Genomic DNA, 23,138 nt, shown 5'->3' with positions numbered 1-23,138 from the left:
CGGTCCCACGAAGGGCAATCTACTCCCCTGAAAAATATCTGTCAACGAACCGGAAGGCTGAAAAACGCAATTACAAAGCAGCTCTGTGCAGTAATGTGAGCTGCCGCAAAGAAAGTGAGGGAAAGGGATGAAATGTCGTTAGCCCTTCCGGGGAGAGAAAGGGCTAACGCGAGCGTGAATTAGCGGGATAAGTAGCGGCGTGACAGCCGCTTTGCCGCTTTTTGCAACAGAGGTTCAAGCGCCACGGCCAGCAACATTCTGACCGGCTTGCGGGCAACAGATTTGATCGCCCAGCCCGCCACACCTGCCGGGCCGTAACGTAACGCCGTCATCAGAACCAGTTTACCTGCGATTTTCAGGCCGGGTTTTACCTTCTGACCGGCCTGTTGCCAGTTTTTCTTCATGTATATTCTCTCTTAAAGCTGACGAAAACGACTTCTCAGCGTAAAGGTATCGGATGTGACATAGCGTTCCATTTCACGTAACCGCTTCTCCCCTTCAGCCAGCCGATCGTCAACCGCATTGAGAAGATCGTTACTGGTAGGCGCGCCTTCCGCAGCCAGTTCGCCTTCCGGCATCGGGTCAAGTACAAACGACAGCACGATGTAGGCCACGAAAGTGATAAACGCCAGGCCGAAAAATATTGACAGCACCGTGACCACACGAACCAGCTTTACCGGAACGTCGAGATAATGGGCCAGCCCGGCGCAAACGCCGCGCACCATGCCCTGCTGTGGAATTCGCCACAATTTTTTATTCAGATTCAGTCCTGACATTAACGGTCCCTCCAGTTAGGATGTTCTGCATCCAGGATTGCTTCCAGCGCCTGAATGCGATCGCGCATCTTGTTAGCCTGGTCGGTAAGCTGCGCAAGACGTTGTTGTTCGCTCTGGGATAAATCGTTCCCTGAAGAACGGTTGCTGTAGTGCAGCCATAGCCAAATCGGCAAAACAAACAGCACGAAAATCGTCAGGGGAATGGCCAGGAAAAGCGCGCTCATGTGTACTCCTTGTCGTCGGATGCTTAGCGGCACGCTCAGGTGCCGCAACATTATTATTGGTTATCTTGCTTCATTTTGGCTTTCAATGCCGCCAGCTGCTCGCTGATTTCATCGTCCGCTTTCAGATCGGCAAACTGTTGATCCAGCGACTTTTGCTTACCGATGCCGTGGCTCTCTGCTTCCGCTTCCATCTGGTCGATACGACGCTCGAATGACTCAAAACGCGCCATGGCCTCATCCAGCTTGCCACTGTCCAGCTGACGACGCACGTCGCGGGAAGAGCTTGCCGCCTGATGACGCAGGGTCAGCGCCTGCTGACGCGCGCGGGTTTCGCTCAGTTTATTTTCGAGCTCACCAATCTCTTTTTTCATGCGGGTGAGCGTGTCTTCCACCAGCGTGACTTCATGCTCCAGCGTAGCGATCATGTCCGCCAGCTTCTGCTTTTCAATTAACGCTGCGCGAGCAAGATCTTCTTTATCTTTGCGCAGGGCGAGTTCCGCCTTTTCCTGCCATTCATTGAGCTGAGCGGTGGCCTGCTCGATACGGCGCGTTAACTGCTTTTTCTCAGCCAGCGCACGGGCGGAGGTAGAACGCACTTCAACCAGCGTGTCTTCCATCTCCTGAATCATCAGGCGCACCAGCTTCTGCGGATCTTCTGCTTTCTCCAGCAGTGAGTTGATGTTGGCGTTCACGATGTCGGCAAAACGAGAAAAAATACCCATAATCAAATCCTCATAGTTCTGTTATCGGGCTATGCCCTGCTGAACTGATAATACAATTTCCGTGCCAGTTTTTTATCTTATTGATTTTACACGACGTGATTGATTTTTATTCATCACAGAACTATGCTGACCTGGTGAATATCGCTAAGGAGTGGTTAATTTCATCATGGCTCAATACAAAGATAACTTACTCGGCGAAGCCAACAGCTTTCTTGAGGTGCTGGAACAGGTTTCTCGCCTTGCGCCGCTCAACAAACCGGTGCTGATTATCGGCGAGCGCGGCACGGGTAAGGAACTGATTGCCAACCGTCTGCACTATTTATCCGGACGCTGGGACGGCCCCTTCATTTCTCTAAACTGTGCGGCGCTTAATGAAAATCTGCTCGACACCGAGCTGTTCGGCCACGAGGCGGGCGCGTTTACCGGCGCTCAGAAGCGCCATCCGGGACGTTTTGAGCGCGCCGACGGCGGCACCCTGTTCCTTGATGAACTCGCCACCGCGCCGATGCTGGTGCAGGAAAAGCTGCTGCGCGTGATTGAGTATGGTGAACTGGAGCGCGTCGGCGGCAGCCAGCCGCTGCAGGTTAACGTGCGCCTGGTCTGCGCCACCAACGCCAATCTGCCGGATATGGTCGCGGAGGAGAAATTCCGTGCCGATCTGCTTGACCGCCTGGCCTTTGACGTCGTTCAGCTTCCGCCCCTGCGCGACAGGAGAAGCGACATCATGCTGCTTGCTCAACAATTTGCGATTCAGATGTGCCGCGAGCTCGGTCTCCCTCTTTTCCCCGGCTTCAGCGATCATGCGCGGGAGACGCTTCTGACCTACCGCTGGCCGGGAAATATCCGCGAACTGAAGAACGTTGTGGAGCGTTCTGTTTACCGCCACGGCAGCAGCGAGACGGAGCTGGACAATATCATTATCGATCCTTTTCAGCGCAATGCGCCGCCGGTTTCCTCCCCGTCATCGTCAGGCGATACTCCCGCGCTGCCCCTTGATTTGCGCCAGTTCCAGCACGAGCAGGAGCAACAGCTGCTGGAGCAAAGCCTGAAGGCGGCGAAATATAACCAGAAACGCGCGGCCGAACTCCTGGGCCTGACCTACCATCAGTTACGGGCATTGCTTAAAAAGCATCAAATGCGCTGACAATATCAGCACTTACCCGCAGACATTTTTACGAAGCAGGCGTAAGTGCGATACACTTTGCAGATCGAACCTAAAAACCTTAAAAATTATGCGTCTGGTTTTATCGTCCTTTTTTGCACTCGGTCTGTTCAGCGGCCTGGCGTTTGCTGCGCCCGGGCAGTCTACGCAGCCTGACATTCGTGACAGCGGCTTCGTCTATTGCGTAAGTGGCCAGGTGGACACCTTCAACCCGCAAAAAGCGGGCAGCGGCCTGATTGTGGATACGCTCGCCGCGCAGCTGTACGACCGTCTGCTTGATGTCGACCCGTACACCTACCGCCTGGTGCCTGAACTTGCGGAAAGCTGGGAAGTCCTGGATAACGGTGCAACCTACCGTTTTCGCCTGCGCGATGATGTCGCGTTTCAGCGTACGCCGTGGTTTACCCCTACGCGCAAGCTGAACGCGGATGACGTGGTCTTCACCTTCCAGCGTATCTTTAACCGTAACCACCCGTGGCATAACGTTAACGGGGATAATTTCCCCTATTTCGACAGCCTGCAGTTTGCCGACACCGTTAAAAGCGTGCGCAAGCTGGACAGCCGGACGGTTGAATTTACGCTGACGCGCCCGGATGCCTCCTTCCTCTGGCACCTGGCGACCCACTATGCGTCCGTTATGTCCGCCGAATACGCGGCGAAGCTGACGAAAAAAGATCGTCAGGAGTTGCTCGACCGCCAGCCGGTCGGTACCGGTCCATTCCAGCTGGCCGAATACCGCGCGGGGCAATATATTCGCCTGCAGCGCCACGAACATTTCTGGCGCGGTACGCCGCTGATGCCGCAGGTGGTGGTCGATCTCGGGTCTGGCGGAACGGGACGACTCTCGAAACTGCTCACTGGGGAATGCGACGTGCTCGCCTGGCCCGCTGCCAGCCAGCTCACCATTTTGCGCGACGATCCGCGTCTGCGTCTGACGTTACGCCCGGGGATGAACATCGCTTATCTGGCCTTTAACACCGATAAGCCGCCGCTGAACAACCCTGCCGTACGTCACGCTCTGGCGCTGGCGATCAACAACCAGCGTCTGATGCAGTCGATCTACTACGGCACGGCGGAAACCGCCGCCTCAATTTTACCGCGCGCCTCGTGGGCCTACGACGGTGAGGCTAAAATTACGGAATACAATCCGGCAAAAGCGCGTGAACAACTGAAAGCGCTGGGCGCGGAAAACCTGACGCTCCAGCTTTGGGTGCCCACCAGCTCCCAGGCGTGGAACCCGAGCCCGCTGAAAACCGCTGAACTGCTGCAGGCGGATATGGCGCAGGTGGGCGTCAAGGTGATCATCGTACCGGTTGAGGGCCGTTTCCAGGAGGCGCGCCTGATGGATATGAATCACGACCTCACCCTGACAGGCTGGGCTACCGACAGTAACGATCCAGACAGCTTCTTCCGGCCGCTGCTGAGCTGTGCTGCGATAAATTCGCAGACCAACTACGCCCACTGGTGTAACCGGGAGTTCGACGCCGTGCTGCAAAAAGCGCTCTCTTCCCAACAGCTGGCCTCGCGCATTGACGCTTACGATGAAGCACAAAAGATACTCGCTCAGGAACTGCCCGTGCTGCCGCTGGCCTCTTCCCTGCGCCTTCAGGCCTACCGCTATGATATTAAAGGCCTGGTGCTGAGCCCGTTCGGCAACGCTTCGTTCGCCGGCGTATCGCGTGAAAAAGAACAAGAGGTGAAAAAACCATGATTATTTTTACCTTGCGTCGGCTCCTTTTACTGCTGGTGACGCTCTTTTTCCTGAACTTTGTCGGCTTCAGCCTGAGCTATTTCACGCCGCATGCCCCGCTACAGGGCTCATCGCTGTGGGATGCCTGGCTGTTCTGGTTTAACGGTCTGCTGCACTGGGATTTCGGCGTGTCGAGTATCAACGGGCAGCTTATCTCCGATCAGTTGAAGGAGGTGTTCCCGGCCACGATGGAGCTGTGCATTCTGGCCTTCGGCTTTGCCCTGATGGTAGGTATCCCCGTGGGCATGCTGGCCGGGATCTACCGCAACAAATGGCAGGATAAGTTTATCAGCGCCCTTGCCCTGCTCGGCTTCTCTATCCCGGTATTCTGGCTGGCGCTGCTGCTGACGCTGTTCTTCTCGCTGACGATGGGTTGGCTACCGGTCTCTGGCCGTTTTGACCTGCTCTATACGGTTAAAACGGTAACGGGTTTTGCCATCATTGACGCCTGGCTGTCCGATTCCGTCTGGCGCCATGAGATGATCGTCAGCGCCCTGCGTCATATGGTACTGCCGGTGCTGACGCTGGCGGTTGCGCCGACAACCGAGGTGATCCGCCTGATGCGCCTGAGCACCATCGAGGTGTTTGAGCAGAACTATGTCAAAGCTGCCGCCACGCGCGGATTGTCGCGCTTGACCATATTGCGCCGCAACGTCCTGCACAACGCTCTGCCGCCGGTAATTCCGCGCCTGGGGCTGCAGTTTTCCACCATGCTTACGCTGGCCATGATCACCGAGATGGTCTTTAGCTGGCCCGGGCTGGGACGCTGGCTGATTAACGCCATCCGTCAGCAGGATTATGCTGCTATCTCAGCGGGTGTGATGGTGATTGGTTCGCTGGTCATTATTGTTAACGTGTTGTCCGATATTTTGGGTGCGATGGCTAACCCATTGAAGCATAAGGAATGGTATGCCTTACGATAACGTTTACAGTGAAAAGCGCACGCCCGGTGCGCTGCGTACCGTGTGGCGAAAGTTCTATGGTGACACCACGGCAATGATCGGCCTTTATGGCTGCGCCGGTCTGGTATTGCTTTGCCTCTTCGGTTCGTGGTTTGCGCCTTATGGCATTGATCAGCAGTTCCTTGGCTATCAGCTGCTGCCGCCTTCCTGGTCACGCTACGGCGAAGTCTCATTCTTCCTCGGCACTGACGATCTCGGACGCGACGTATTGAGCCGTCTGTTAAGCGGGGCAGCCCCGACGGTGGGCGGCGCGTTTGTCGTGACGCTCGCGGCGACGCTCTGTGGACTGGCGCTCGGTATTTTCGCGGGCTCCACGCATGGCCTGCGCTCGGCGGTGCTGAACCACATTCTGGACACGCTGCTGTCGATTCCGTCTCTGCTGCTGGCAATCATTGTGGTTGCCTTTGCCGGTCCGCATCTGTCGCATGCCATGTTCGCCGTCTGGCTGGCTATCCTCCCCCGCATCGTGCGCTCGGTTTACAGCATGGTGCATGACGAGCTGGAAAAAGAGTATGTCGTTGCGGCCCGTCTGGACGGCGCGACGACCTTCAATATTCTGTGGTTTGCCGTTCTGCCAAACATCGCCGCCGGGCTGGTCACCGAGATCACCCGCGCGCTGTCGATGGCGATTCTGGACATCGCTGCGCTCGGGTTCCTCGACCTCGGTGCGCAGCTGCCGTCCCCTGAATGGGGTGCGATGCTCGGTGACGCGCTGGAGCTAATCTACGTGGCGCCGTGGACGGTTATGCTGCCGGGGGCGGCGATTATGGTAAGCGTGTTGCTGATCAACCTGCTGGGCGATGGTATTCGCCGTGCAATTAACGCGGGGGTGCAATAATGCCGCTTCTTGATATTCGCAACCTCACCATTGAATTCAAAACCGGTGAAGGCTGGGTTAAAGCCGTCGATCGCATCAGCATTACTCTGGCCGAGGGCGAGATTCGCGGGCTGGTGGGTGAATCTGGTTCGGGAAAAAGCCTGATCGCCAAAGCGATCTGCGGCGTGGCGAAAGACAACTGGCGCGTGACCGCCGACCGCATGCGGTTCGACGATATAGACCTGCTGCGCCTCTCCCCGCGCGAGCGTCGCAAGCTGGTCGGCCATAACGTCTCGATGATTTTCCAGGAGCCACAGTCCTGCCTCGATCCGTCCGAGCGCGTAGGCAAACAGCTGATGCAGAACATTCCCGGCTGGACTTATAAAGGCCGCTGGTGGCAGCGTTTCGGCTGGCGCAAGCGCCGCGCCATTGAGCTATTACACCGCGTCGGGATCAAAGACCATAAAGACGCGATGCGCAGCTTCCCGTATGAGCTGACCGACGGTGAATGCCAGAAGGTGATGATTGCCATCGCCCTGGCTAATCAGCCGCGTTTGCTGATTGCGGATGAACCCACCAACGCGATGGAGCCGACCACCCAGGCACAAATTTTCCGCCTGCTGTCGCGCCTGAACCAGAACAATAACACCACCATTTTGCTGATCAGCCATGACCTGCAAATGCTCAGCAAATGGGCGGATAAAATTGACGTGATGTACTGCGGGCAAACGGTCGAAACTGCCCCGAGTGAGGAGCTGATCGCCGCGCCGCACCATCCATATACGCAGGCGCTTATCCGCGCCATTCCTGATTTTGGCAGCGCCATGCCGCACAAGAGCCGTCTGAATACCCTGCCCGGAGCGATTCCTCTGCTGGAATCGTTGCCGATAGGCTGTCGTCTGGGGCCGCGTTGTCCGTATGCTCAGCGTAAATGTATCGAAACGCCGCGCCTGACCGGCGCCAAAAATCATCTTTACGCCTGTCATTTCCCGCTGAACATGGAGAGAGAGTGAAATGGTCGAAACCTTGCTGGAAGTCCGCAATCTGAGTAAGACCTTTCGCTATCGCACGGGGCTGTTTCATCGTCAGACTGTCGAAGCGGTTAAACCGCTGAGTTTTACCCTGCGTGAAAAACAGACGCTGGCGATCATCGGCGAAAACGGCTCCGGTAAATCCACGCTGGCGAAAATGCTTGCCGGCATGGTCGAGCCCACTGCTGGAGAAGTGTTGATTGACGATCACCCCCTGCAGTTTGGCGATTACTCTTTTCGCAGCCAGCGCATCCGCATGATCTTCCAGGATCCGTCTACCTCGCTTAATCCACGCCAGCGCATTTCGCAGATCCTTGATTTCCCTCTGCGTCTGAATACCGAACTGGAGCCAGAGGCGCGCCGCAAGCGTATCTTCGAAACGCTGCGTATGGTTGGGTTGTTACCGGATCACGAAAGCTACTACCCGCATATGCTGGCTCCCGGTCAGAAACAGCGTCTGGGTCTGGCCCGCGCGTTGATTCTGCGCCCGAAAGTGATCGTTGCAGACGAAGCGCTTGCCTCGCTGGATATGTCGATGCGTTCGCAGCTGATTAACCTGATGCTCGAATTACAGGAAAAGCAGGGTATCTCCTACATCTACGTCACCCAGCATCTGGGGATGATGAAGCACATCAGCGATCAGGTAATGGTCATGCACCAGGGGGAAGTCGTCGAGCGCGGCAGCACGGCGGATGTGATGGCCTCCCCGCTTCATGAGCTGACGAAAAGGCTAATTGCCGGGCATTTCGGTGAAGCATTGACCGCCGATGCGTGGAGAAAAGACCGTTAAGCGCGGCGGTGAACACGGATTGCTCCGCTCAAATAAGGATTAAATAGCCTGCGTGCGCTATTTAATCCTTTTATTTTTTGTCTCCATCCCTGCTCCATATTTTAAGCAATATCCATCAATAGTTCTTCTCCAGAATACCGGGACATTACGGAGGAGAAGAAATGAACACCACCACATATGTTCTAAAATATACGGAGTATCTCATCAGAAAATGCCGTTCATATTTCATGACGGACCTCAATTTTCATACTGCAAAACTCAAAAAGACATCAGGCATAACCCCTGACATTAAATCACCCACTACGTTGAGTGAAAAAATATGTCATCGCCTGGTCTATGACCATAATAATCTCTACACAATGCTTGCCGATAAACTCGCCGTCCGCGAATACGTTGCGTCCAGAACAACGCGAGTAAAAGCGGTGCCTTTGATTGGGGTATACCGCAGGTTTTCGCATATCGATTTTTCAACACTGCCCGATCAATTCGTCCTTAAGTGCAATCATGACAGTGGAAGCACAATAATCTGTACAAACAAAAACCAGTTCAATTACCGACAGGCCCGTAAAAAGCTCACTCTCGCATTAAAGAAGAATTTGTATTACACCACGCGCGAGTGGCAGTACAAAAATATTACACCCGTTATACTGTGTGAGCCCTATGTCGATCTTTTCAATAATGCGGACAGGAACAGCACGCCGGAAATGCTGAGAATTCACTGTTTTCACGGGGTCGCACACTATGTTGAGGCCGATTTTACGGATGACCTCGGCAGAGAGTTTATCAACGTTTACGACCGACACTGGAATTTACAACCCTTCCAGATGGAATATCCTAATACGCCGGTCGCGCCCGGCGAACCGAAATTGTTCCGTGAGGCTCTGCTGGCCGCTCAGGAGCTGGCGAAGGGCCTTGACTACTGCCGCGTTGACCTCATGTTGAAAAGCGATGAAATTTACTTCAGTGAAATAACCTTAAGCCCAAAACGGGGCAAACTGCGAATTACCCCACTGGAATGGGATACAAAGTTAGGCGATATATGGCAGTTGCCGCTATCGGCGGGCAGGCCAGGCTGACCTGCCGCCAGGGCTCAGGCATCGGGCCAGGTCAGTTTGAATAGGGAGTGGTTTTGCTTCGATAAGGTATACGTTACATCGCCACCATGAGCCAGCATGATGGCTTTTACCACCGATAACCCTAAACCACATCCTTCGGGATTCACATCTCTGGCACCTTTATCCCGCTGGAAAGGTTGAAATAAGAAATCATGAAATTCCCTGGGGATGCCCGGCCCGCCATCCTCAATAAGGATATAATTGCCTTTATCAGAGACGCCATTTTTTACGATGAGTTTTCGCGAAGTTGAATAATGTAATGCGTTGTCAAACAGAACGGCCAGACACTGATTGATGCGCAACGGATCGAACACGCATCGCTGTTCCCTCAACTCTGTTTTAATCACAAACTGATTGTGCTTGAACTCGGGCATGAAAGTATCAAGCGCATCCTGGATTGTGCCTTTGAGGTCCGTTCTGGATTTATACAGCGTATAACCCGCCCCGCCGTCAGAGCTGATCACCCGAAGATCTTCAATCAAACGGGTTAACCCCTCAGTCTGCTTGAGAAGATTATTAAAAAGCAGCGGATCCGGCTCAAAAACGCCGTCAACCAGCCCCTGAAGCCGCCCGCGTAAAATCGTGACCGGGGTTCTCAGCTCATGGGCAATGGCGGCGTTCCAGGATTTCCTCTGAATATCCAGCGTCTGGAGTTTTTCCGCCATTTCATTGAAATCCGTGACCAGATGATTGACCTCTCCCAGACGGGAGCTGGCGCAATAAGCACGGGCATCCAGCTGGCCCTGAGAAATTTTTCTCAGGCTGGACGCTACCGCGTTTAACGGGGTGAGTATTCGTGAAGAAAGTTTTATCGTTAAAAATATCGCGATTATCAGACTGATTGTTGTCGCGGTCCCGATCCACACCCAGTCCCACATCGTCATTTGCTCGTCATCGCCCGCAACGGCACCGCCGGGGAGGTGATCGAGAATAAAAGAGTAAAAAAACCATGAGCCCAGTACCGCAATGGCAACGATCATAAACGTCAGCAGCAGCATATACGTTAAGATTTGCCGACTCAGGACAGAATCTCTGTTCATTTTTTCTCCCCGAGTCGATAGCCCATCCCCCTGATGCTCTCAGGAACGCCATAAAGGCCTGCAAGCTCCAGCTTTTTACGCAGCTTGCTCATATGGCTGTCTACCGTTCTGTCGAGCGTATCGCCTTCCGGCAGACACGCGTTAAGTAACTCTTCCCGGGAACAGACCTTTCGCGGGTATCTCACCAGGTAAGTAAGAAGTTTAAATTCCGTCGTCGTTAATACTGGGGAGACTACCTCTTCGCCCACGGTGACCTCAACGTAGAAATCGTCCGGGTAGACCGTAATAAAAGGCGTCCTGAGAGGCACGGCACCCGCCTGCTGGAGAGCGGGTCTGGTTCTGCGCAGCACGGCTTCAACTCGCGCGACCACTTCGGAAGGGTTGAAAGGTTTGATGACGTAATCATCCGCGCCAAGCCTCAGCCCCATCAGCTTATCCACGTCCTGATCGAGTGCGGACACCATAATGACGGGCACAGAACTTTCCTGACGGAGCGTCGTGAGTACGCTCCAGCCATCGCATACGGGCAGATGGATATCCAGCAATATAAGATCCGGTTTATGGAGCCGATTAAGCGCTATCGCCTGCTCGCCCTGCCGGGCTCTCAGCGTTTTCATCCCAGAACGCTCTAAGTAACTCATCAGTATATCGGCAATTTCGTTTTCATCTTCAACAACAAGGATTAGAGTATTTTTGTTCATTTTATCTCCGCGGGTGAAATCCCTTTGAGCACGCTATCAGATATCTTTAGCACAATAAGACACAGGCTCCGGGAAAAAGTGCCGTGGCCGCGAAAATTTCCTGGATTAATTTAAGTGCCCGGCAATTTCTCCATACAGCCTACACATTCAGTCAATAAAGACTCGACAATGTCAGTCCACAATAGTTATTCGGAGTTAAACCGTCTTTCGTTTAACGTGGTAAATACCCCTGTCGCTTAAAGGCTTTCTGAATTTGGCTGAGATAATGAACATGGAACTTTCGAAATACTTCTCTCCTAAAAAAATCGGCATATTTTCTCTCTTCCTGCTGCTATCGTGGGGATTACTTTATACCTGGCTGGTATTGATGCATATAATGGATGAGAAAGTCGCCGCAACGCTACTCTCCTCCCCCATGATCTATGGCTGCATCGCCTTGTCGGTTTTCTCTCTGATAATACAAAACAAAGCAGGCGCGTTCACTGAATTACTTCTCATCGCCTTCTGGCTAATGGTGATTTTTGTTTATCTCATTATTACGTTCACTGTGCTGCTGAACGCTACGCCAGATTTTAACGATTTGGTGTTTTACTATGAGTGTTATTTAATTCTCTTTTTTGGCGGTTCACCGTTGTACCTCATCGTGAGAATGATTTAAACAACCGTGTTGTTTCGCTCCACACTCTCTCCATAAACCGCCCATGTCCGCTAAACAGGCGAGTTGTAGACTCTCCATCACACCATCTTGTACAAAATAACTCACTGAAATAGTCACGTATCTGGAAGTTAAATTAATGCCTCATTTCTTTATTGAACGTCCCATTTTCGCCTGGGTCGTGGCGCTTTTTATCGTCCTGGCGGGCGTATTGTCTATCCCGCGGCTGCCGGTTGCGCAGTATCCGGCGGTGGCACCGCCTGGGATTATTATTTCTGTTACCTACCCGGGCGCCAGCCCCGATATTATGAATACGTCGGTGGTGTCGTTACTTGAGCGCGAAATATCTGGCGTCGATAATTTGCTTTACTTCGAATCATCCAGTGACACAACCGGTTCTGCGTCTATTACCGTGACGTTTAAGCCCGGCACGGACATCAAGCTGGCGCAGATGGACCTTCAGAACCAGATTAAAATTGTGGAGCCGCGTTTGCCACAGGCGGTCAGGCAAAATGGCATCAACGTCGAGGCGGCCAATTCCGGTTTTTTAATGATGGTGGGGCTGAAGTCCGCAACCGGTAAATTTGAGGAAGCCGATTTAAGCGATTACTTTGCCCGGCATGTCAGCGACGAGCTTCGCCGCGTACCTGGAGTAGGGAAAATTCAGCTGTTTGGTGGCGAAAAAGCGTTGCGCATCTGGCTGGACCCGATGAAGCTTCATAGCTACGGACTTTCGGTGAGCGAGGTGCTTACCGCCGTTGGCCAGCAAAATGCCCTGGTTTCGCCCGGCAAAACGGGAGATGAACCAGCATCTGAAGGGCAAGGCGTAACGTATCCGATCACCGTGAAGGGGCAACTCACTTCCGTAGAGGCTTTCAGTAATATAACTCTGAAATCAGAGGCGTCCGGCGCAAGGCTGAAGCTGTCCGACGTCGCGCGCATTGAGTCCGGCCTGCAAAGCTACGCTTTCGGTATCCGCGAAAATGGGGTTCCCGCAACGGCTGCGGCAGTCCAGCTATCGCCTGGCGCCAATGCGATGAGCACGGCTGCAGGCGTACGCGCACGCATCGACGAACTTTCTCAGGTGTTGCCGGAAGGAATGACGTTTACGGTTCCCTTCGATACCGCGCCTTTTGTGAAGCTCTCCATCATGAAGGTGGTGCAGACATTTGTGGAAGCGATGGTTCTGGTCTTCCTCGTAATGCTGCTGTTTCTGCATAAGATACGCTGTACGCTTATCCCGGCGATTGTTGCCCCCGTCGCACTGCTTGGCACCTTCACGGTGATGCTATTGAGTGGATACTCCATCAATATTCTGACCATGTTCGGCATGGTTCTGGCGATAGGGATTATCGTAGATGACGCTATTGTGGTCGTGGAGAACGTCGAGCGCCTGATGGAAGAAAAACAACGCTCTCCGCGCGACGCGACCCGGGAGGCCATGAATGAAATCACGCCGGCAATTATCGGGATCACGCTGGTGCTTACCGCCGTCTTTATTCCCATGGGTTTCGCCGAAGGATCCGTCGGGATTATTTATCGACAATTTTGTATTTCCATGGCGGTCTCCATACTGTTGTCGGCATTTCTTGCCCTCACGCTTACCCCCGCGCTATGCGCGACGCTACTTAAGCCTCACAGCGCAGCAAAGCACGTTGGTGGCAGGTTCGCAGCAGGGTTTAACGCCCGCTTTCGTACCCTCACGACGTGGTACGAATCCGGGCTGGGCGCGGTGCTGAGACGTACCGGGCGGATGCTGCTGTTGTACGTTGCGCTATGTGCTGCCCTATGTTTGGGGCTTTCTTCGCTGCCCTCGTCCTTTCTTCCGGATGAAGATCAGGGCTATTTTATGTCCTCAATTCAGCTGCCTTCCGATGCCACAATGCAGCGCACCCTGAGAGTGGTTAAAAAATTTGAAGAGGAAATTGCGGCCCGGCCGGATATTGAAAGCAACATTATGATTCTGGGATTTGGGTTTTCAGGCTCGGGACCGAATTCGGCCATGGCCTTCACCACGCTGAAGGACTGGAAAGATCGGCAGGGTACGACCGCACAGAATGAAGCCGACCATATACAGGCCAGCATGGCTAACGTCTCTGATGCCGTCACGATGAGCCTTCTCCCGCCGGCCATTTCGGATATGGGCACCTCCTCGGGCTTCACCTGGTACGTGCAGGACAGGGCGGGACTGGGCTACGAGGCGTTAAAGAGAGCGGCCGATGCGCTGGTTGTGAAAGCTAATCAACGTCCTGAACTGAGTGACGTGTATATAGACGGTCTGCCGGAAGGAACAAGCCTGGCCCTTCAGATTGACCGGGAAAAAGCGGAAGCGCTGGGCGTTTCATTTGATGAAATCAACCAGACGCTCTCGGTCACCATGGGGTCGAACTACGTTAATGACTACACGAACAAGGGCCGTGTTCAGCAGGTCATTATTCAGGCCGACGCCCCTTACCGCATGCAGCCTGAGCAGATCCTGAAATTATCGGTAAAAAACCGTATGGGGCAGATGGTGCCAGTATCTACGTTTACGACGCTTTCCTGGAACGTTGCGCCGCAGCAGTTGACGCGTTATCAGGGATATTCTGCTATCCGCATTACCGGCAGTGCGGCCCCAGGCAAATCCAGCGGCACTGCAATGAAGGCCATGGAGACGTTGTCACGGGATTTACCGCAGGGGATGGCCGGCGAGTGGGCCGGGAGCTCATTGCAGGAGAGAAAATCCGAATCTCAGCTCCCGGGTCTGATCGTTCTGTCGATACTGGTCGTGTTCATGGTGCTCGCCGCCCTGTATGAGAGCTGGTCAATTCCCTTTGCGGTCATGCTGGTCGTTCCCCTGGGGCTTATCGGTGCGGTGGTTGCCGTCTCCGTTGCGGGCATGACGAATGATGTTTTCTTTAAGGTCGGTCTTATCACCCTGATAGGCCTTTCCGCCAAGAACGCCATTCTGATTGTCGAGTTTGCAAGGCAGCTCCACCGGGAAGGACAACCCCTGCTGGCGGCTACGATACAGGCCGCAAGCCAGCGTCTGCGCCCTATTCTGATGACATCGTTAGCCTTTACGTTAGGCGTGGTGCCATTGATGCTGGCGCGTGGCGCGAGTGACAGCACGCAGCACGCTATCGGCACCGGGGTGTTTGGCGGCATGATCAGCGGCACGCTTCTCGCGATCTTTTTCGTCCCGGTATTCTTTATTGTCGTTGCGCGTTTCGTTGAAAACGCCAGGAAAGTGTGAATACCGCTGATGGATCGCGGAACCTTGCTGGTTGGATGAGGCGAAGCTGCTGCCGGGTGATATACTGGACGAATGCTGAAATTTTGAGCCCCCGCCAGCCCGCGCCTCACCTTTTGGGGCATTCCTCTTCGGAGATCGACGAGAAATATCGTGACACAAGGGGCCGTGAGTGGGCTATAATTTCGAGCTAATTTCGAATGATTTTGAAATACTGCCTGTAACGCTATGAATTACAAGGCAAAATTAGCAATGAATATAAGGATTAAAGCTATGGGTTTTCTTTCCGGTAAGCGCATTCTGGTGACTGGCGTTGCCAGCAAACTGTCCATCGCATACGGCATCGCACAGGCAATGCATCGCGAAGGCGCTGAGCTGGCGTTCACCTACCAGAACGACAAGCTGAAAGGCCGTGTTGAAGAGTTTGCCGCGCAGCTGGGTTCCAGCATTGTTCTGGAATGTGACGTTGCACAAGACGAAAGCATCGACGGCATGTTTGCTGAACTGGCAAAAGCATGGCCGAAATTCGACGGTTTCGTTCACTCCATCGGCTTCGCTCCTGGCGACCAGCTGGACGGCGACTACGTGAACGCGGTAACCCGTGATGGCTTTAAAATCGCGCACGACATCAGCTCCTACAGCTTCGTTGCAATGGCGAAATCTTGTCGCGCAATGCTGAACCCGGGCGCAGCGCTGCTGACCCTGTCCTACCTGGGCGCAGAGCGTGCTATCCCTAACTACAACGTTATGGGCCTGGCGAAAGCATCTCTGGAAGCCAACGTGCGCTACATGGCGAACGCAATGGGTCCAGAAGGCGTGCGCGTTAACGCCATCTCTGCTGGCCCTATTCGCACCCTGGCGGCGTCCGGCATCAAAGATTTCCGTAAAATGCTGGCACACTGCGAAGCGGTTACCCCGATTCGTCGTACCGTTACCATTGAAGATGTGGGTAACTCTGCTGCATTCCTGTGCTCTGACCTTTCCGCAGGTATCTCCGGCGAAGTGGTTCACGTTGACGGCGGCTTCAACATCGCTGCAATGAACGAGCTGGAAATTAAATAAGCTGTGGCTCTCTTCCCGCACGGGAAGAGAGCTTTCCCCCTCCGCACTCCCCTTCGTTATTCCGTTCTGCTATTTGTTATCACCTAACAATATTTTTCCCTTTATCTGCCTTACGCCAGGATATTGATCGCCATTTTGAGATCAAGGAACGCCCATGGAACAACGCCGTTTTTCCGGCAAAGGCCACTGGTATCACGAAACCCAGTCAAATCACGCGCAGCCGGATGTGCTGCCCCTGGTGCCCGAAGCCGCTAACGTCGACGATCGTTTTTTGCTCGATTTAGCCCTGCCAGATGAGATTGTCGCCGCCTGTACCGGCTGGCTCGCTCCTGCCAGATCCTTATGTCACCAGCTGTTCCCGCTCTCACTTCCCGTAAACCGCCTGCGAACGCTTAGCGCCTACGATCGGTTAAGTACCGCGCTGACGGTGGCGCAGGCCTGTGGCGTTCAGCGGCTGTGCAATCACTACGCCGCCCTCCTCGCCCCGCTGCCGGGCCCTGACTCCTCCCGCGAAAGTAACCGACGGCTGGCGCAAATCACGCAGTACGCCCGCCAGCTCGCCAGCTCACCTGACGTCATTGATGATAAGGCGCGAAACCAGCTTGATGAGGTAGGTCTGTCTATCTATGACGTTGTGGTGATTAACCAGATAATCGGCTTTATCGGTTTTCAGGCGCGCGTGGTCGCCGTCTTTCAGGCACTGCTCGGCCATCCCGTCCGCAGGCTGCCGGGCCATCATATTCAGCCGCACACCCTGCCAACGTCCTCCGACGCGTGGATCTCGCTTCTGCCCGTGGTCGAGCTTCGCTATGCCAGTGCGCATCAGCTTGAGTCCCTCTCCCGCTGGCAGGCAGAGCCCGCGCTTGACGCGCTGACGCCGGTCCTGTGCCATGAACCGACCTTGCTCGATCTGATGGGGGAGATCCTGATAAACAGCCGGGAAACGGTTTCGCTGCCTCCTCCGGCGCTTTCGGCAGCAGCCGAATTGCTGACACGCTCGCCGGACCGCTTCAGCGCCGCACAATTTACCCCGCTCACGGAAGAAGGACTTACTGCCGTTCAGGCGATCAACCTGCTCAGCCAATGCGCGCTGGAGGGCTGGATCAATCGACTAAAAGTCGCGTCCGGCAAAGCGGAATAACCACACTCTTTCCCCAAAGAGCGCTTGCTGTAGCAGTGAGAATCGCGTAAAACTGTCAGCCGCTCAATGGCTACGAAAATAGAACATTATGTTTCAGGACAACCCGCTGCTAGCGCAGCTTAAACAGCAACTGCATTCCCAGACGCCGCGTGCAGAAGGGGTCGTGAAAGCCACGGAAAAGGGCTTTGGCTTCCTTGAAGTTGACGCGCAGAAAAGCTACTTCATTCCGCCACCGCAGATGAAGAAAGTGATGCATGGCGATCGCGTCATGGCCGTCATCCATACCGAGAAGGAACGTGAATCCGCCGAGCCGGAAGAACTGATCGAGCCGTTCCTGACCCGCTTTGTGGGCAAAGTGCAGAGAAAGGACGATCGTCTTTCTGTCGTGCCGGATCACCCCCTGCTGAAAGATGCCATTCCCTGCCGCGCCGCCCGCGGCGTTGAGCATGATTTTAAAGAAGGTGACTGGGCCGTAGCAGAAATGCGCCGTCATCCTCTGAAAGGCGACCGCGGTTTCTATGCTGAACTGACTCAGTTCATCACCTTTGGCGACGACCATTTCGTCCCGTGGTGGGTCACGCTGGCGCGCCATAATCTTGAAAAAGAAGCGCCGAACGGCGTGGCAACTGAGATGCAGGATGAAGGCCTGGCGCGCCGCGATCTTACCGCGCTGGAGTTTGTCACCATCGACAGCGCCAGCACAGAAGATATGGACGATGCGCTCTACGCTGAAGAGAGCGCCGATGGCAAACTGCATTTGACCGTCGCCATTGCCGATCCAACCGCCTGGATTGTGGAAGGCAGCAAGCTGGACGAAACGGCGAAAATCCGCGCGTTCACCAACTACCTGCCGGGCTTTAACATCCCGATGCTGCCGCGCGAACTGTCTGACGACCTCTGCTCGCTGCGTCCAAATGAGGTGCGCCCGGTTCTCGCCTGCCGCATGACCATTGCCGCAGATGGCACGATTGAAGACGATATCGAATTCTTTGCCGCCACCATCGAATCCAAAGCCAAGCTGGCCTATGACAATGTCTCCGACTGGCTGGAAAACACCGGCAGCTGGAAACCTGAATCCGATGCTATCGCAGCACAGATTCGTCTGCTGCACCGCATCTGCCTGAACCGCGGCGAGTGGCGTAAGACTCACGCCCTGGTCTTCAAGGATCGTCCGGATTATCGTTTTGTTCTCGGTGAAAAAGGCGAAGTGCTGGATATCGTGGCCGAGCCGCGACGCATTGCTAACCGCATCGTCGAAGAAGCGATGATTTCCGCCAACATCTGTGCCGCGCGCGTGCTGCGCGACAGGCTGGGCTTCGGTATTTACAACGTTCATACCGGATTCGATCCGGCCAATACCGAAGCGCTCGCGGCCCTGCTGAAGAATCACGATGTGCATGTTGATCCGGAAGAAGTGCTGACACTGCCGGGCTTCTGCAAGCTTCGCCGCGAGCTGGACGCTCAGCCGTCCGGTTTCCTGGATAGCCGTATTCGCCGCTTCCAGTCCTTCGCGGAAATCAGCACCGAGCCAGGCCCGCACTTTGGCCTCGGTCTGGAAGCCTACGCCACCTGGACCTCCCCGATCCGTAAGTATGGCGATATGGTTAACCATCGCCTGCTGAAAGCGATTATTAAGGGCGAAACCATTGCCCGTCCACAGGACGACACCACCCTACAGATGGCCGAGCGTCGCCGTCTGAACCGCATGGCGGAACGTGACGTTGGAGACTGGCTATACGCGCGCTTCCTGCAGGATAAAGCCGGTACCGATACCCGCTTCGCGGCAGAAATTATTGATATCAGCCGCGGGGGAATGCGCGTACGTCTGGTGGATAACGGTGCGGTCGCCTTTATCCCTGCCCCGTTCCTGCACGCCGTTCGTGACGAACTGGTCTGCAGTCAGGAAAGCGGCACCGTGCAAATTAAAGGCGAGACGGTTTACAAAGTCACTGACGTGATTGATGTAACTATCGCTGAAGTTCGCATGGAAACCCGCAGTATTATTGCGCGCCCTGTCGCCTGATAACCTGCTCAATTGTCGGTCATTTCCGTTCAGAAAGGCCGACAATTTTCTCCCTGTCTTTCCCCTCGCAAAAGCATCATTTTTCTTACTTTTTCCGCCCCAGCCCGCCCAAAACAGCCATAATTATCTACAGTTAAAGAGTGTTGCCCTGTTCGGGCACGTGGATTTTATACGCTCAGCATTTTTATCTGCCTGATGCGTTTTATTATAAAAAAGCTCTGAAAAACAATACCTTCACTGCGGCTTTGCCGCTATTTTCAACGGAAAAGTCGACGACTAATGAATAATTTGTTCGCTAATGCGTCGCGGCGGGAGAAATCATGATCGACGAACTTGAGCAAAATTTGCTGTTTCGTTACATGGGTACTCACAGCCCGTGGTGGCGATTGTCGGCTGACAGCAACGCTCTGCACCTTGCCGCCAGCGAAAATGCTGACGTGACTCAGGAGATCGTACTGGATGATGAACAGGCCGCACAGATCCGTCAGCTAACGGTAATGACCACCAGCATTTCCCTGAACCTCTCTCTTTACGGCGAGCAAGTTCCCGTCCATCTTGTCGGACGCAAAATCACCCGAAACGAGTGGGCCGGAACGGCTTCCGCCTGGAACGATACGCCCTCCGTGGCACGCGATCTGGCTCAGGGACTCTCCTTTGCGGAACAGGTTGTTTCTGAAGCGAATTCCGTCATTGTCATTCTCGATCAAAACGGCAATATTCAGCGCTTTAACCGTCTGAGCGAAGAGTATACCGGTCTGAAAGAACATGAAGTCATTGGTCAAAACGTGTTTGAACTGTTCATGAGCCGCAGCGAAGCGGCAGCCTCGAAGCGCAACATTGCGGGTTTCTTTCGCAACGGCAGCTCCTACGAAGTCGAACGCTGGATTAAAACGCGAAAAGGGCAACGCTTGTTTCTGTTCAGAAATAAATTCGTTCACAGCGGCAGCGGTAAAAATGAAATTTTCCTTATCTGCTCCGGGACCGACATTACCGAAGAACGGCGTGCACAGGAGCGCCTGCGCGTGCTGGCCAATACCGATACCATCACCGGCCTGCCCAACCGCAATGCGATCCATGAGCTGATTTCAGACGCCATCAATAGCCGCGGCGACACGCAGGTTGGCGTGGTGTACCTCGACCTCGATAACTTCAAAAAGGTTAACGATGCCTACGGGCATATGTTCGGCGATCAGCTCCTGCAGGCGGTTGCACTTGCCCTTCTGAGTTGTCTGGATGAGGAGCAGGTTTTAGCGCGGCTCGGCGGCGATGAGTTTATCGTTATGGCCACCAATACCTCTCAGGGCTCGCTGGAAGCGATGGCGTCGCGTATTCTGACCCGCCTGCGCCAGCCGTTCAGAATCGGTCTCATTGAGGTTTACACCGGTTGCTCCCTGGGAATCGCCCTCGCGCCGCAGCATGGGAACGATCGGGAAAGCGTGATTCGCAATGCCGACATCGCCATGTACACCGCCAAGGAGAATGGCCGTGGCAAATTCTGCGTCTTCTCCCCCGAGATGAACCAGCGCGTGTTTGAGTACCTGTGGCTGGACACCAACCTGCGTAAAGCGCTGGATAACGATCAGCTCCTGATCCACTACCAGCCGAAAATGACCTGGCGCGGCGAAGTCCGAAGCCTTGAAGCGCTGGTCCGCTGGCAGTCGCCCGAGCGCGGGCTGATCCCCCCTCTGGAATTTATCTCTTATGCCGAGGAGTCCGGTTTGATTGTGCCGCTGGGTCGCTGGGTGATGCTTGATGTGGTTCGCCAGGTGGCAAAATGGCGTGACAAGGGAATTAACCTGCGCGTGGCCGTGAACGTCTCTGCACGTCAGTTGGCCGACCAGACGATTTTCAGCGAGCTAAAGCAGGCGCTTAAGGATCTGCATTTTGAGTACTGCCCTATCGACGTTGAGTTAACCGAAAGCTGTCTTATCGAAAACGAAGAGCTGGCGCTCTCGGTGATCCAGCAATTCAGTCGGCTCGGGGCACAAATTCATCTGGACGATTTCGGTACCGGCTACTCTTCCCTTTCCCAGCTGGCGCGTTTTCCTATTGATGCCATTAAACTCGATCAGGCTTTTGTCAGAGATATTCATAAGCACTCTGTCTCCCAGTCTTTGGTACGCGCCATTGTCGCAGTGGCGCAGGCGTTAAACCTGCAGGTGATTGCCGAAGGGGTGGAGAACGCAAAAGAAGATGCCTTTCTGACCAAAAACGGCGTCAACGAACGGCAGGGTTTTCTTTTCGCTAAGCCGATGCCCGCTGCCGCATTCGAGCGCTGGCTAAAACGATATCAAGCGCGACAACAACGTTAACGTCATACAGAGGTTCACTTTCGTATAGGTAATTTCGTTATGGCGTTTTTTCCCTTCTCTTTTGAACCTATTTTCTGCATCATTGAAATTATTAACTTTTCGCTCCTGGGGAGAGATGATGTCTACTATTGATCCACAAGCTATAGCACAACGTATTGATACCGTGCTGGATATCCTGGTGGCGGGTGATTATCACTCTGCAATCCGTAATCTCGAGATCCTGAAGTCTGAACTTCTCGCTCAGGATGGCGCTGACAATGCCCCCGAAAACCGACAGCCTAAAGCGCCGTGGGAAGTCTAAACCCACTGTCTCAGACCTCGTTTCGCTTTATTAATTGGATGCTATGAATTCCCGACAACAACTCATTTTGCAGATGGTCATCGATCAGGGGCGCGTAAGCGTCGTTGAGCTGGCTAAAACCACCGGCGTTTCAGAAGTGACCATCCGTCAGGATCTTAATCTGCTGGAAAAACAGAGCTACCTGCGCCGTGCGCATGGCTATGCCGTGCCGCTGGACAGCGACGACGTTGAGACGCGCATGATGAATAACTACGCGCTTAAACGAGAACTGGCAGAATTTGCTGCATCGCTGGTAAACCCTGGCGAGACGGTCTTTATTGAAAACGGCAGCAGCAACGCTCTTCTGGCACGTACGCTCGCCGAACAAAAAGACGTTACCATCATCACCGTCAGTAGCTATATCGCCCATTTGCTCAAAGAGACGCGCTGTGAGGTGATTTTGCTGGGCGGCATTTACCAGAAAAAAAGTGAGAGCATGGTAGGCCCGCTAACCCGGCAGTATGTCCAGCAGGTTCATTTCAGTAAGGCGTTTATCGGTATTGACGGCTGGCAGCCGGAGACAGGCTTCACCGGCCGGGATATGATGCGATCTGACGTTGTGAATGCCGTTCTGGAAAAAGAGTGTGAAGCCATTGTGCTGACCGACAGCTCTAAATTTGGCGCCGTCCATCCTTACACCATGGGTCCAGCCTCACGCTTTAGCCGCGTAATTACCGACGAAAGGTTAAGCGACGAACATCGTAATAAACTGGAAGATGACGGTCTCATTGTCGATATTATTAAAACGCCCGCCTGAGTCCATTTGCGCCCGTATTCCGGGCGCATATGCCCCCTTCGTCTGAGAGGATTCCTATCCATCCTTTAAGAGTTTTTACCTGTTTAACCTGGCGTAAAGTCGTAAAATTAATGTTAGCGATATAACAGGAAGTGACTATCACCTGCGTGATTACGTAACGCCTGCGCGACCAGCTTTCACGGAAAAAAGAATTGAGTATTCATTTTGACTATACTTAATGTGTACATCTTTCCGTGAATCGATAATTCAGGAGAAAGTATTATGACCTTAACCAGCAAAAAATTAGCCGCCGCTGTTCTGGCAATCACTGTAGCAATGTCCCTGAGCGCGTGCTCTAACTGGTCTAAACGTGACCGTAACACCGCAATTGGCGCCGGTGCTGGTGCGCTCGGTGGTGCAGTATTAACGGATGGTAGTACGCTGGGTACATTAGGCGGCGCTGCTGTCGGTGGTATTATCGGTCACCAGGTTGGCAAATAATTATTCTATCAGCCTTCCCGTTAAGGCGATTTAGCATCGCATTTCA

The 23,138-nt window shown here is 54.0% G+C and carries 22 protein-coding genes; 16 read left to right on the top strand and 6 right to left on the bottom strand.

Annotated elements, in window-relative coordinates:
* Positions 1 to 179: 179 nt before the first annotated feature.
* The 4 genes from pspD to pspA are packed head-to-tail and all read right to left on the bottom strand — an operon-like array spanning position 180 to position 1,722.
* The gene (pspD, locus tag ACMWL8_RS01825) at positions 180 to 404 is read right to left on the bottom strand and encodes a phage shock protein PspD (protein WP_028013376.1); all 225 of its coding nucleotides are present in this window, start codon (positions 402 to 404) and stop codon (positions 180 to 182) included.
* 12 nt (positions 405 to 416) lie between these two features.
* Positions 417 to 776, bottom strand: coding sequence for an envelope stress response membrane protein PspC (gene pspC, locus ACMWL8_RS01820; RefSeq protein WP_028013377.1), 360 nt, complete (start codon positions 774 to 776; stop codon positions 417 to 419).
* Positions 776 to 1,000, bottom strand: coding sequence for an envelope stress response membrane protein PspB (pspB, locus tag ACMWL8_RS01815; protein ID WP_028013378.1), 225 nt, complete (start codon positions 998 to 1,000; stop codon positions 776 to 778). Before pspB ends, pspC begins: the two co-directional genes overlap by 1 nt.
* Before the next feature lie 53 nt (positions 1,001 to 1,053).
* Positions 1,054 to 1,722 (bottom strand): phage shock protein PspA, encoded by a 669-nt coding sequence (gene pspA / locus ACMWL8_RS01810; RefSeq protein WP_028013379.1) that lies wholly within the window; start codon positions 1,720 to 1,722, stop codon positions 1,054 to 1,056.
* Positions 1,723 to 1,873: 151 nt separating this feature from the next.
* Between pspA and pspF the strand changes: the two genes are divergently transcribed.
* From pspF to ACMWL8_RS01775, 7 genes are all read left to right on the top strand, one after another.
* Entirely contained in the window at positions 1,874 to 2,866 is a 993-nt protein-coding gene (gene pspF / locus ACMWL8_RS01805) for a phage shock protein operon transcriptional activator (protein ID WP_162196521.1), read from the top strand.
* Between the two features lie 88 nt (positions 2,867 to 2,954).
* Positions 2,955 to 4,595 carry an ABC transporter substrate-binding protein SapA gene (gene sapA, locus ACMWL8_RS01800; protein ID WP_028013381.1) on the top strand — a complete coding sequence of 547 codons (1,641 nt, stop codon included), beginning with the start codon at positions 2,955 to 2,957 and terminating at the stop codon, positions 4,593 to 4,595.
* Entirely contained in the window at positions 4,592 to 5,557 is a 966-nt protein-coding gene (sapB, locus tag ACMWL8_RS01795) for a putrescine export ABC transporter permease SapB (protein ID WP_028013382.1), read from the top strand. Before sapA ends, sapB begins: the two co-directional genes overlap by 4 nt.
* The gene (sapC, locus tag ACMWL8_RS01790) at positions 5,544 to 6,434 is read left to right on the top strand and encodes a putrescine export ABC transporter permease SapC (protein ID WP_028013383.1); all 891 of its coding nucleotides are present in this window, start codon (positions 5,544 to 5,546) and stop codon (positions 6,432 to 6,434) included. Before sapB ends, sapC begins: the two co-directional genes overlap by 14 nt.
* Positions 6,434 to 7,426 carry a putrescine export ABC transporter ATP-binding protein SapD gene (sapD, locus tag ACMWL8_RS01785; protein ID WP_028013384.1) on the top strand — a complete coding sequence of 331 codons (993 nt, stop codon included), beginning with the start codon at positions 6,434 to 6,436 and terminating at the stop codon, positions 7,424 to 7,426. The genes sapC and sapD overlap by 1 nt, the downstream gene beginning before the upstream one ends.
* Position 7,427: 1 nt before the next feature.
* Entirely contained in the window at positions 7,428 to 8,234 is an 807-nt protein-coding gene (gene sapF / locus ACMWL8_RS01780; protein ID WP_028013385.1) for a putrescine export ABC transporter ATP-binding protein SapF, read from the top strand.
* 161 nt (positions 8,235 to 8,395) lie between these two features.
* A complete protein-coding gene (locus ACMWL8_RS01775) occupies positions 8,396 to 9,310 on the top strand; it encodes an ATP-grasp fold amidoligase family protein (RefSeq protein WP_045260653.1) in 915 nt (304 codons plus the stop codon).
* Positions 9,311 to 9,324: 14 nt separating this feature from the next.
* Here the strand turns inward: ACMWL8_RS01775 and ACMWL8_RS01770 are convergent, their stop codons facing one another.
* Together ACMWL8_RS01770 and ACMWL8_RS01765 are read right to left on the bottom strand one after the other, a co-directional pair.
* On the bottom strand, positions 9,325 to 10,389 hold the full coding sequence (locus tag ACMWL8_RS01770) for an ATP-binding protein (RefSeq protein WP_045260654.1): 1,065 nt from the start codon (positions 10,387 to 10,389) through the stop codon (positions 9,325 to 9,327).
* Entirely contained in the window at positions 10,386 to 11,090 is a 705-nt protein-coding gene (locus ACMWL8_RS01765; protein WP_028013388.1) for a response regulator, read from the bottom strand. The genes ACMWL8_RS01770 and ACMWL8_RS01765 overlap by 4 nt, the downstream gene beginning before the upstream one ends.
* Before the next feature lie 271 nt (positions 11,091 to 11,361).
* On the opposite strand from ACMWL8_RS01765, the gene ACMWL8_RS01760 reads away from it, so the two are divergent.
* The 9 genes from ACMWL8_RS01760 to osmB all read left to right on the top strand — a co-directional run bounded on the left by ACMWL8_RS01760 (position 11,362) and on the right by osmB (position 23,092).
* Complete coding sequence (locus ACMWL8_RS01760; RefSeq protein ID WP_045260687.1) at positions 11,362 to 11,748, top strand: hypothetical protein; 387 nt, start codon at positions 11,362 to 11,364, stop codon at positions 11,746 to 11,748.
* A 136-nt stretch (positions 11,749 to 11,884) separates the two neighbouring features.
* On the top strand, positions 11,885 to 14,980 hold the full coding sequence (locus tag ACMWL8_RS01755) for a multidrug efflux RND transporter permease subunit (RefSeq protein WP_045260655.1): 3,096 nt from the start codon (positions 11,885 to 11,887) through the stop codon (positions 14,978 to 14,980).
* 270 nt (positions 14,981 to 15,250) lie between these two features.
* Complete coding sequence (gene fabI, locus ACMWL8_RS01750) at positions 15,251 to 16,039, top strand: enoyl-ACP reductase FabI (protein ID WP_003856831.1); 789 nt, start codon at positions 15,251 to 15,253, stop codon at positions 16,037 to 16,039.
* 154 nt (positions 16,040 to 16,193) lie between these two features.
* On the top strand, positions 16,194 to 17,180 hold the full coding sequence (locus ACMWL8_RS01745) for a CMD domain-containing protein (RefSeq protein WP_414751539.1): 987 nt from the start codon (positions 16,194 to 16,196) through the stop codon (positions 17,178 to 17,180).
* 88 nt (positions 17,181 to 17,268) lie between these two features.
* The gene (locus ACMWL8_RS01740) at positions 17,269 to 19,203 is read left to right on the top strand and encodes an exoribonuclease II (protein ID WP_045260657.1); all 1,935 of its coding nucleotides are present in this window, start codon (positions 17,269 to 17,271) and stop codon (positions 19,201 to 19,203) included.
* Between the two features lie 320 nt (positions 19,204 to 19,523).
* On the top strand, positions 19,524 to 21,515 hold the full coding sequence (gene pdeR, locus ACMWL8_RS01735) for a cyclic di-GMP phosphodiesterase (RefSeq protein ID WP_045260658.1): 1,992 nt from the start codon (positions 19,524 to 19,526) through the stop codon (positions 21,513 to 21,515).
* A gap of 118 nt (positions 21,516 to 21,633) precedes the next feature.
* A complete protein-coding gene (locus ACMWL8_RS01730; RefSeq protein WP_045260688.1) occupies positions 21,634 to 21,816 on the top strand; it encodes a hypothetical protein in 183 nt (60 codons plus the stop codon).
* A 43-nt stretch (positions 21,817 to 21,859) separates the two neighbouring features.
* Positions 21,860 to 22,612 (top strand): DNA-binding transcriptional regulator YciT, encoded by a 753-nt coding sequence (locus ACMWL8_RS01725; RefSeq protein ID WP_041909650.1) that lies wholly within the window; start codon positions 21,860 to 21,862, stop codon positions 22,610 to 22,612.
* A gap of 261 nt (positions 22,613 to 22,873) precedes the next feature.
* Positions 22,874 to 23,092, top strand: a complete 219-nt coding sequence (gene osmB, locus ACMWL8_RS01720; RefSeq protein WP_008501216.1) for an osmotically-inducible lipoprotein OsmB — start codon at positions 22,874 to 22,876, stop codon at positions 23,090 to 23,092.
* The last annotated feature ends 46 nt before the right edge of the window (positions 23,093 to 23,138 follow it).

Source organism: Enterobacter sp. 04-C-12-SI-ECC, assembly GCF_047530715.1.
GTDB lineage: Bacteria > Pseudomonadota > Gammaproteobacteria > Enterobacterales > Enterobacteriaceae > Enterobacter > Enterobacter bugandensis.
Note: the sequence above shows the minus strand (reverse complement) of the source record. Positions and strands in the feature narration are given on the sequence as shown.

Bases quoted from the DNA above. Each gene is read 5' to 3' on its own strand.
- ACMWL8_RS01770 (WP_045260654.1), bottom strand. From the start codon at position 10,389: ATGAACAGAGATTCTGTCCTGAGTCGGCAAATCTTAACGTATATGCTG.
- ACMWL8_RS01730 (WP_045260688.1), top strand. From the start codon at position 21,634: ATGTCTACTATTGATCCACAAGCTATAGCACAACGTATTGATACCGTG.
- pspC (WP_028013377.1), bottom strand. From the start codon at position 776: ATGTCAGGACTGAATCTGAATAAAAAATTGTGGCGAATTCCACAGCAG.
- sapF (WP_028013385.1), top strand. From the start codon at position 7,428: ATGGTCGAAACCTTGCTGGAAGTCCGCAATCTGAGTAAGACCTTTCGC.
- ACMWL8_RS01745 (WP_414751539.1), top strand. From the start codon at position 16,194: ATGGAACAACGCCGTTTTTCCGGCAAAGGCCACTGGTATCACGAAACC.
- sapD (WP_028013384.1), top strand. From the start codon at position 6,434: ATGCCGCTTCTTGATATTCGCAACCTCACCATTGAATTCAAAACCGGT.
- pspB (WP_028013378.1), bottom strand. From the start codon at position 1,000: ATGAGCGCGCTTTTCCTGGCCATTCCCCTGACGATTTTCGTGCTGTTT.
- sapA (WP_028013381.1), top strand. From the start codon at position 2,955: ATGCGTCTGGTTTTATCGTCCTTTTTTGCACTCGGTCTGTTCAGCGGC.
- pdeR (WP_045260658.1), top strand. From the start codon at position 19,524: ATGATCGACGAACTTGAGCAAAATTTGCTGTTTCGTTACATGGGTACT.
- ACMWL8_RS01725 (WP_041909650.1), top strand. From the start codon at position 21,860: ATGAATTCCCGACAACAACTCATTTTGCAGATGGTCATCGATCAGGGG.
- ACMWL8_RS01765 (WP_028013388.1), bottom strand. From the start codon at position 11,090: ATGAACAAAAATACTCTAATCCTTGTTGTTGAAGATGAAAACGAAATT.
- ACMWL8_RS01775 (WP_045260653.1), top strand. From the start codon at position 8,396: ATGAACACCACCACATATGTTCTAAAATATACGGAGTATCTCATCAGA.
- osmB (WP_008501216.1), top strand. From the start codon at position 22,874: ATGACCTTAACCAGCAAAAAATTAGCCGCCGCTGTTCTGGCAATCACT.
- pspD (WP_028013376.1), bottom strand. From the start codon at position 404: ATGAAGAAAAACTGGCAACAGGCCGGTCAGAAGGTAAAACCCGGCCTG.
- sapB (WP_028013382.1), top strand. From the start codon at position 4,592: ATGATTATTTTTACCTTGCGTCGGCTCCTTTTACTGCTGGTGACGCTC.
- ACMWL8_RS01755 (WP_045260655.1), top strand. From the start codon at position 11,885: ATGCCTCATTTCTTTATTGAACGTCCCATTTTCGCCTGGGTCGTGGCG.
- ACMWL8_RS01760 (WP_045260687.1), top strand. From the start codon at position 11,362: ATGGAACTTTCGAAATACTTCTCTCCTAAAAAAATCGGCATATTTTCT.
- sapC (WP_028013383.1), top strand. From the start codon at position 5,544: ATGCCTTACGATAACGTTTACAGTGAAAAGCGCACGCCCGGTGCGCTG.
- pspA (WP_028013379.1), bottom strand. From the start codon at position 1,722: ATGGGTATTTTTTCTCGTTTTGCCGACATCGTGAACGCCAACATCAAC.
- fabI (WP_003856831.1), top strand. From the start codon at position 15,251: ATGGGTTTTCTTTCCGGTAAGCGCATTCTGGTGACTGGCGTTGCCAGC.
- ACMWL8_RS01740 (WP_045260657.1), top strand. From the start codon at position 17,269: ATGTTTCAGGACAACCCGCTGCTAGCGCAGCTTAAACAGCAACTGCAT.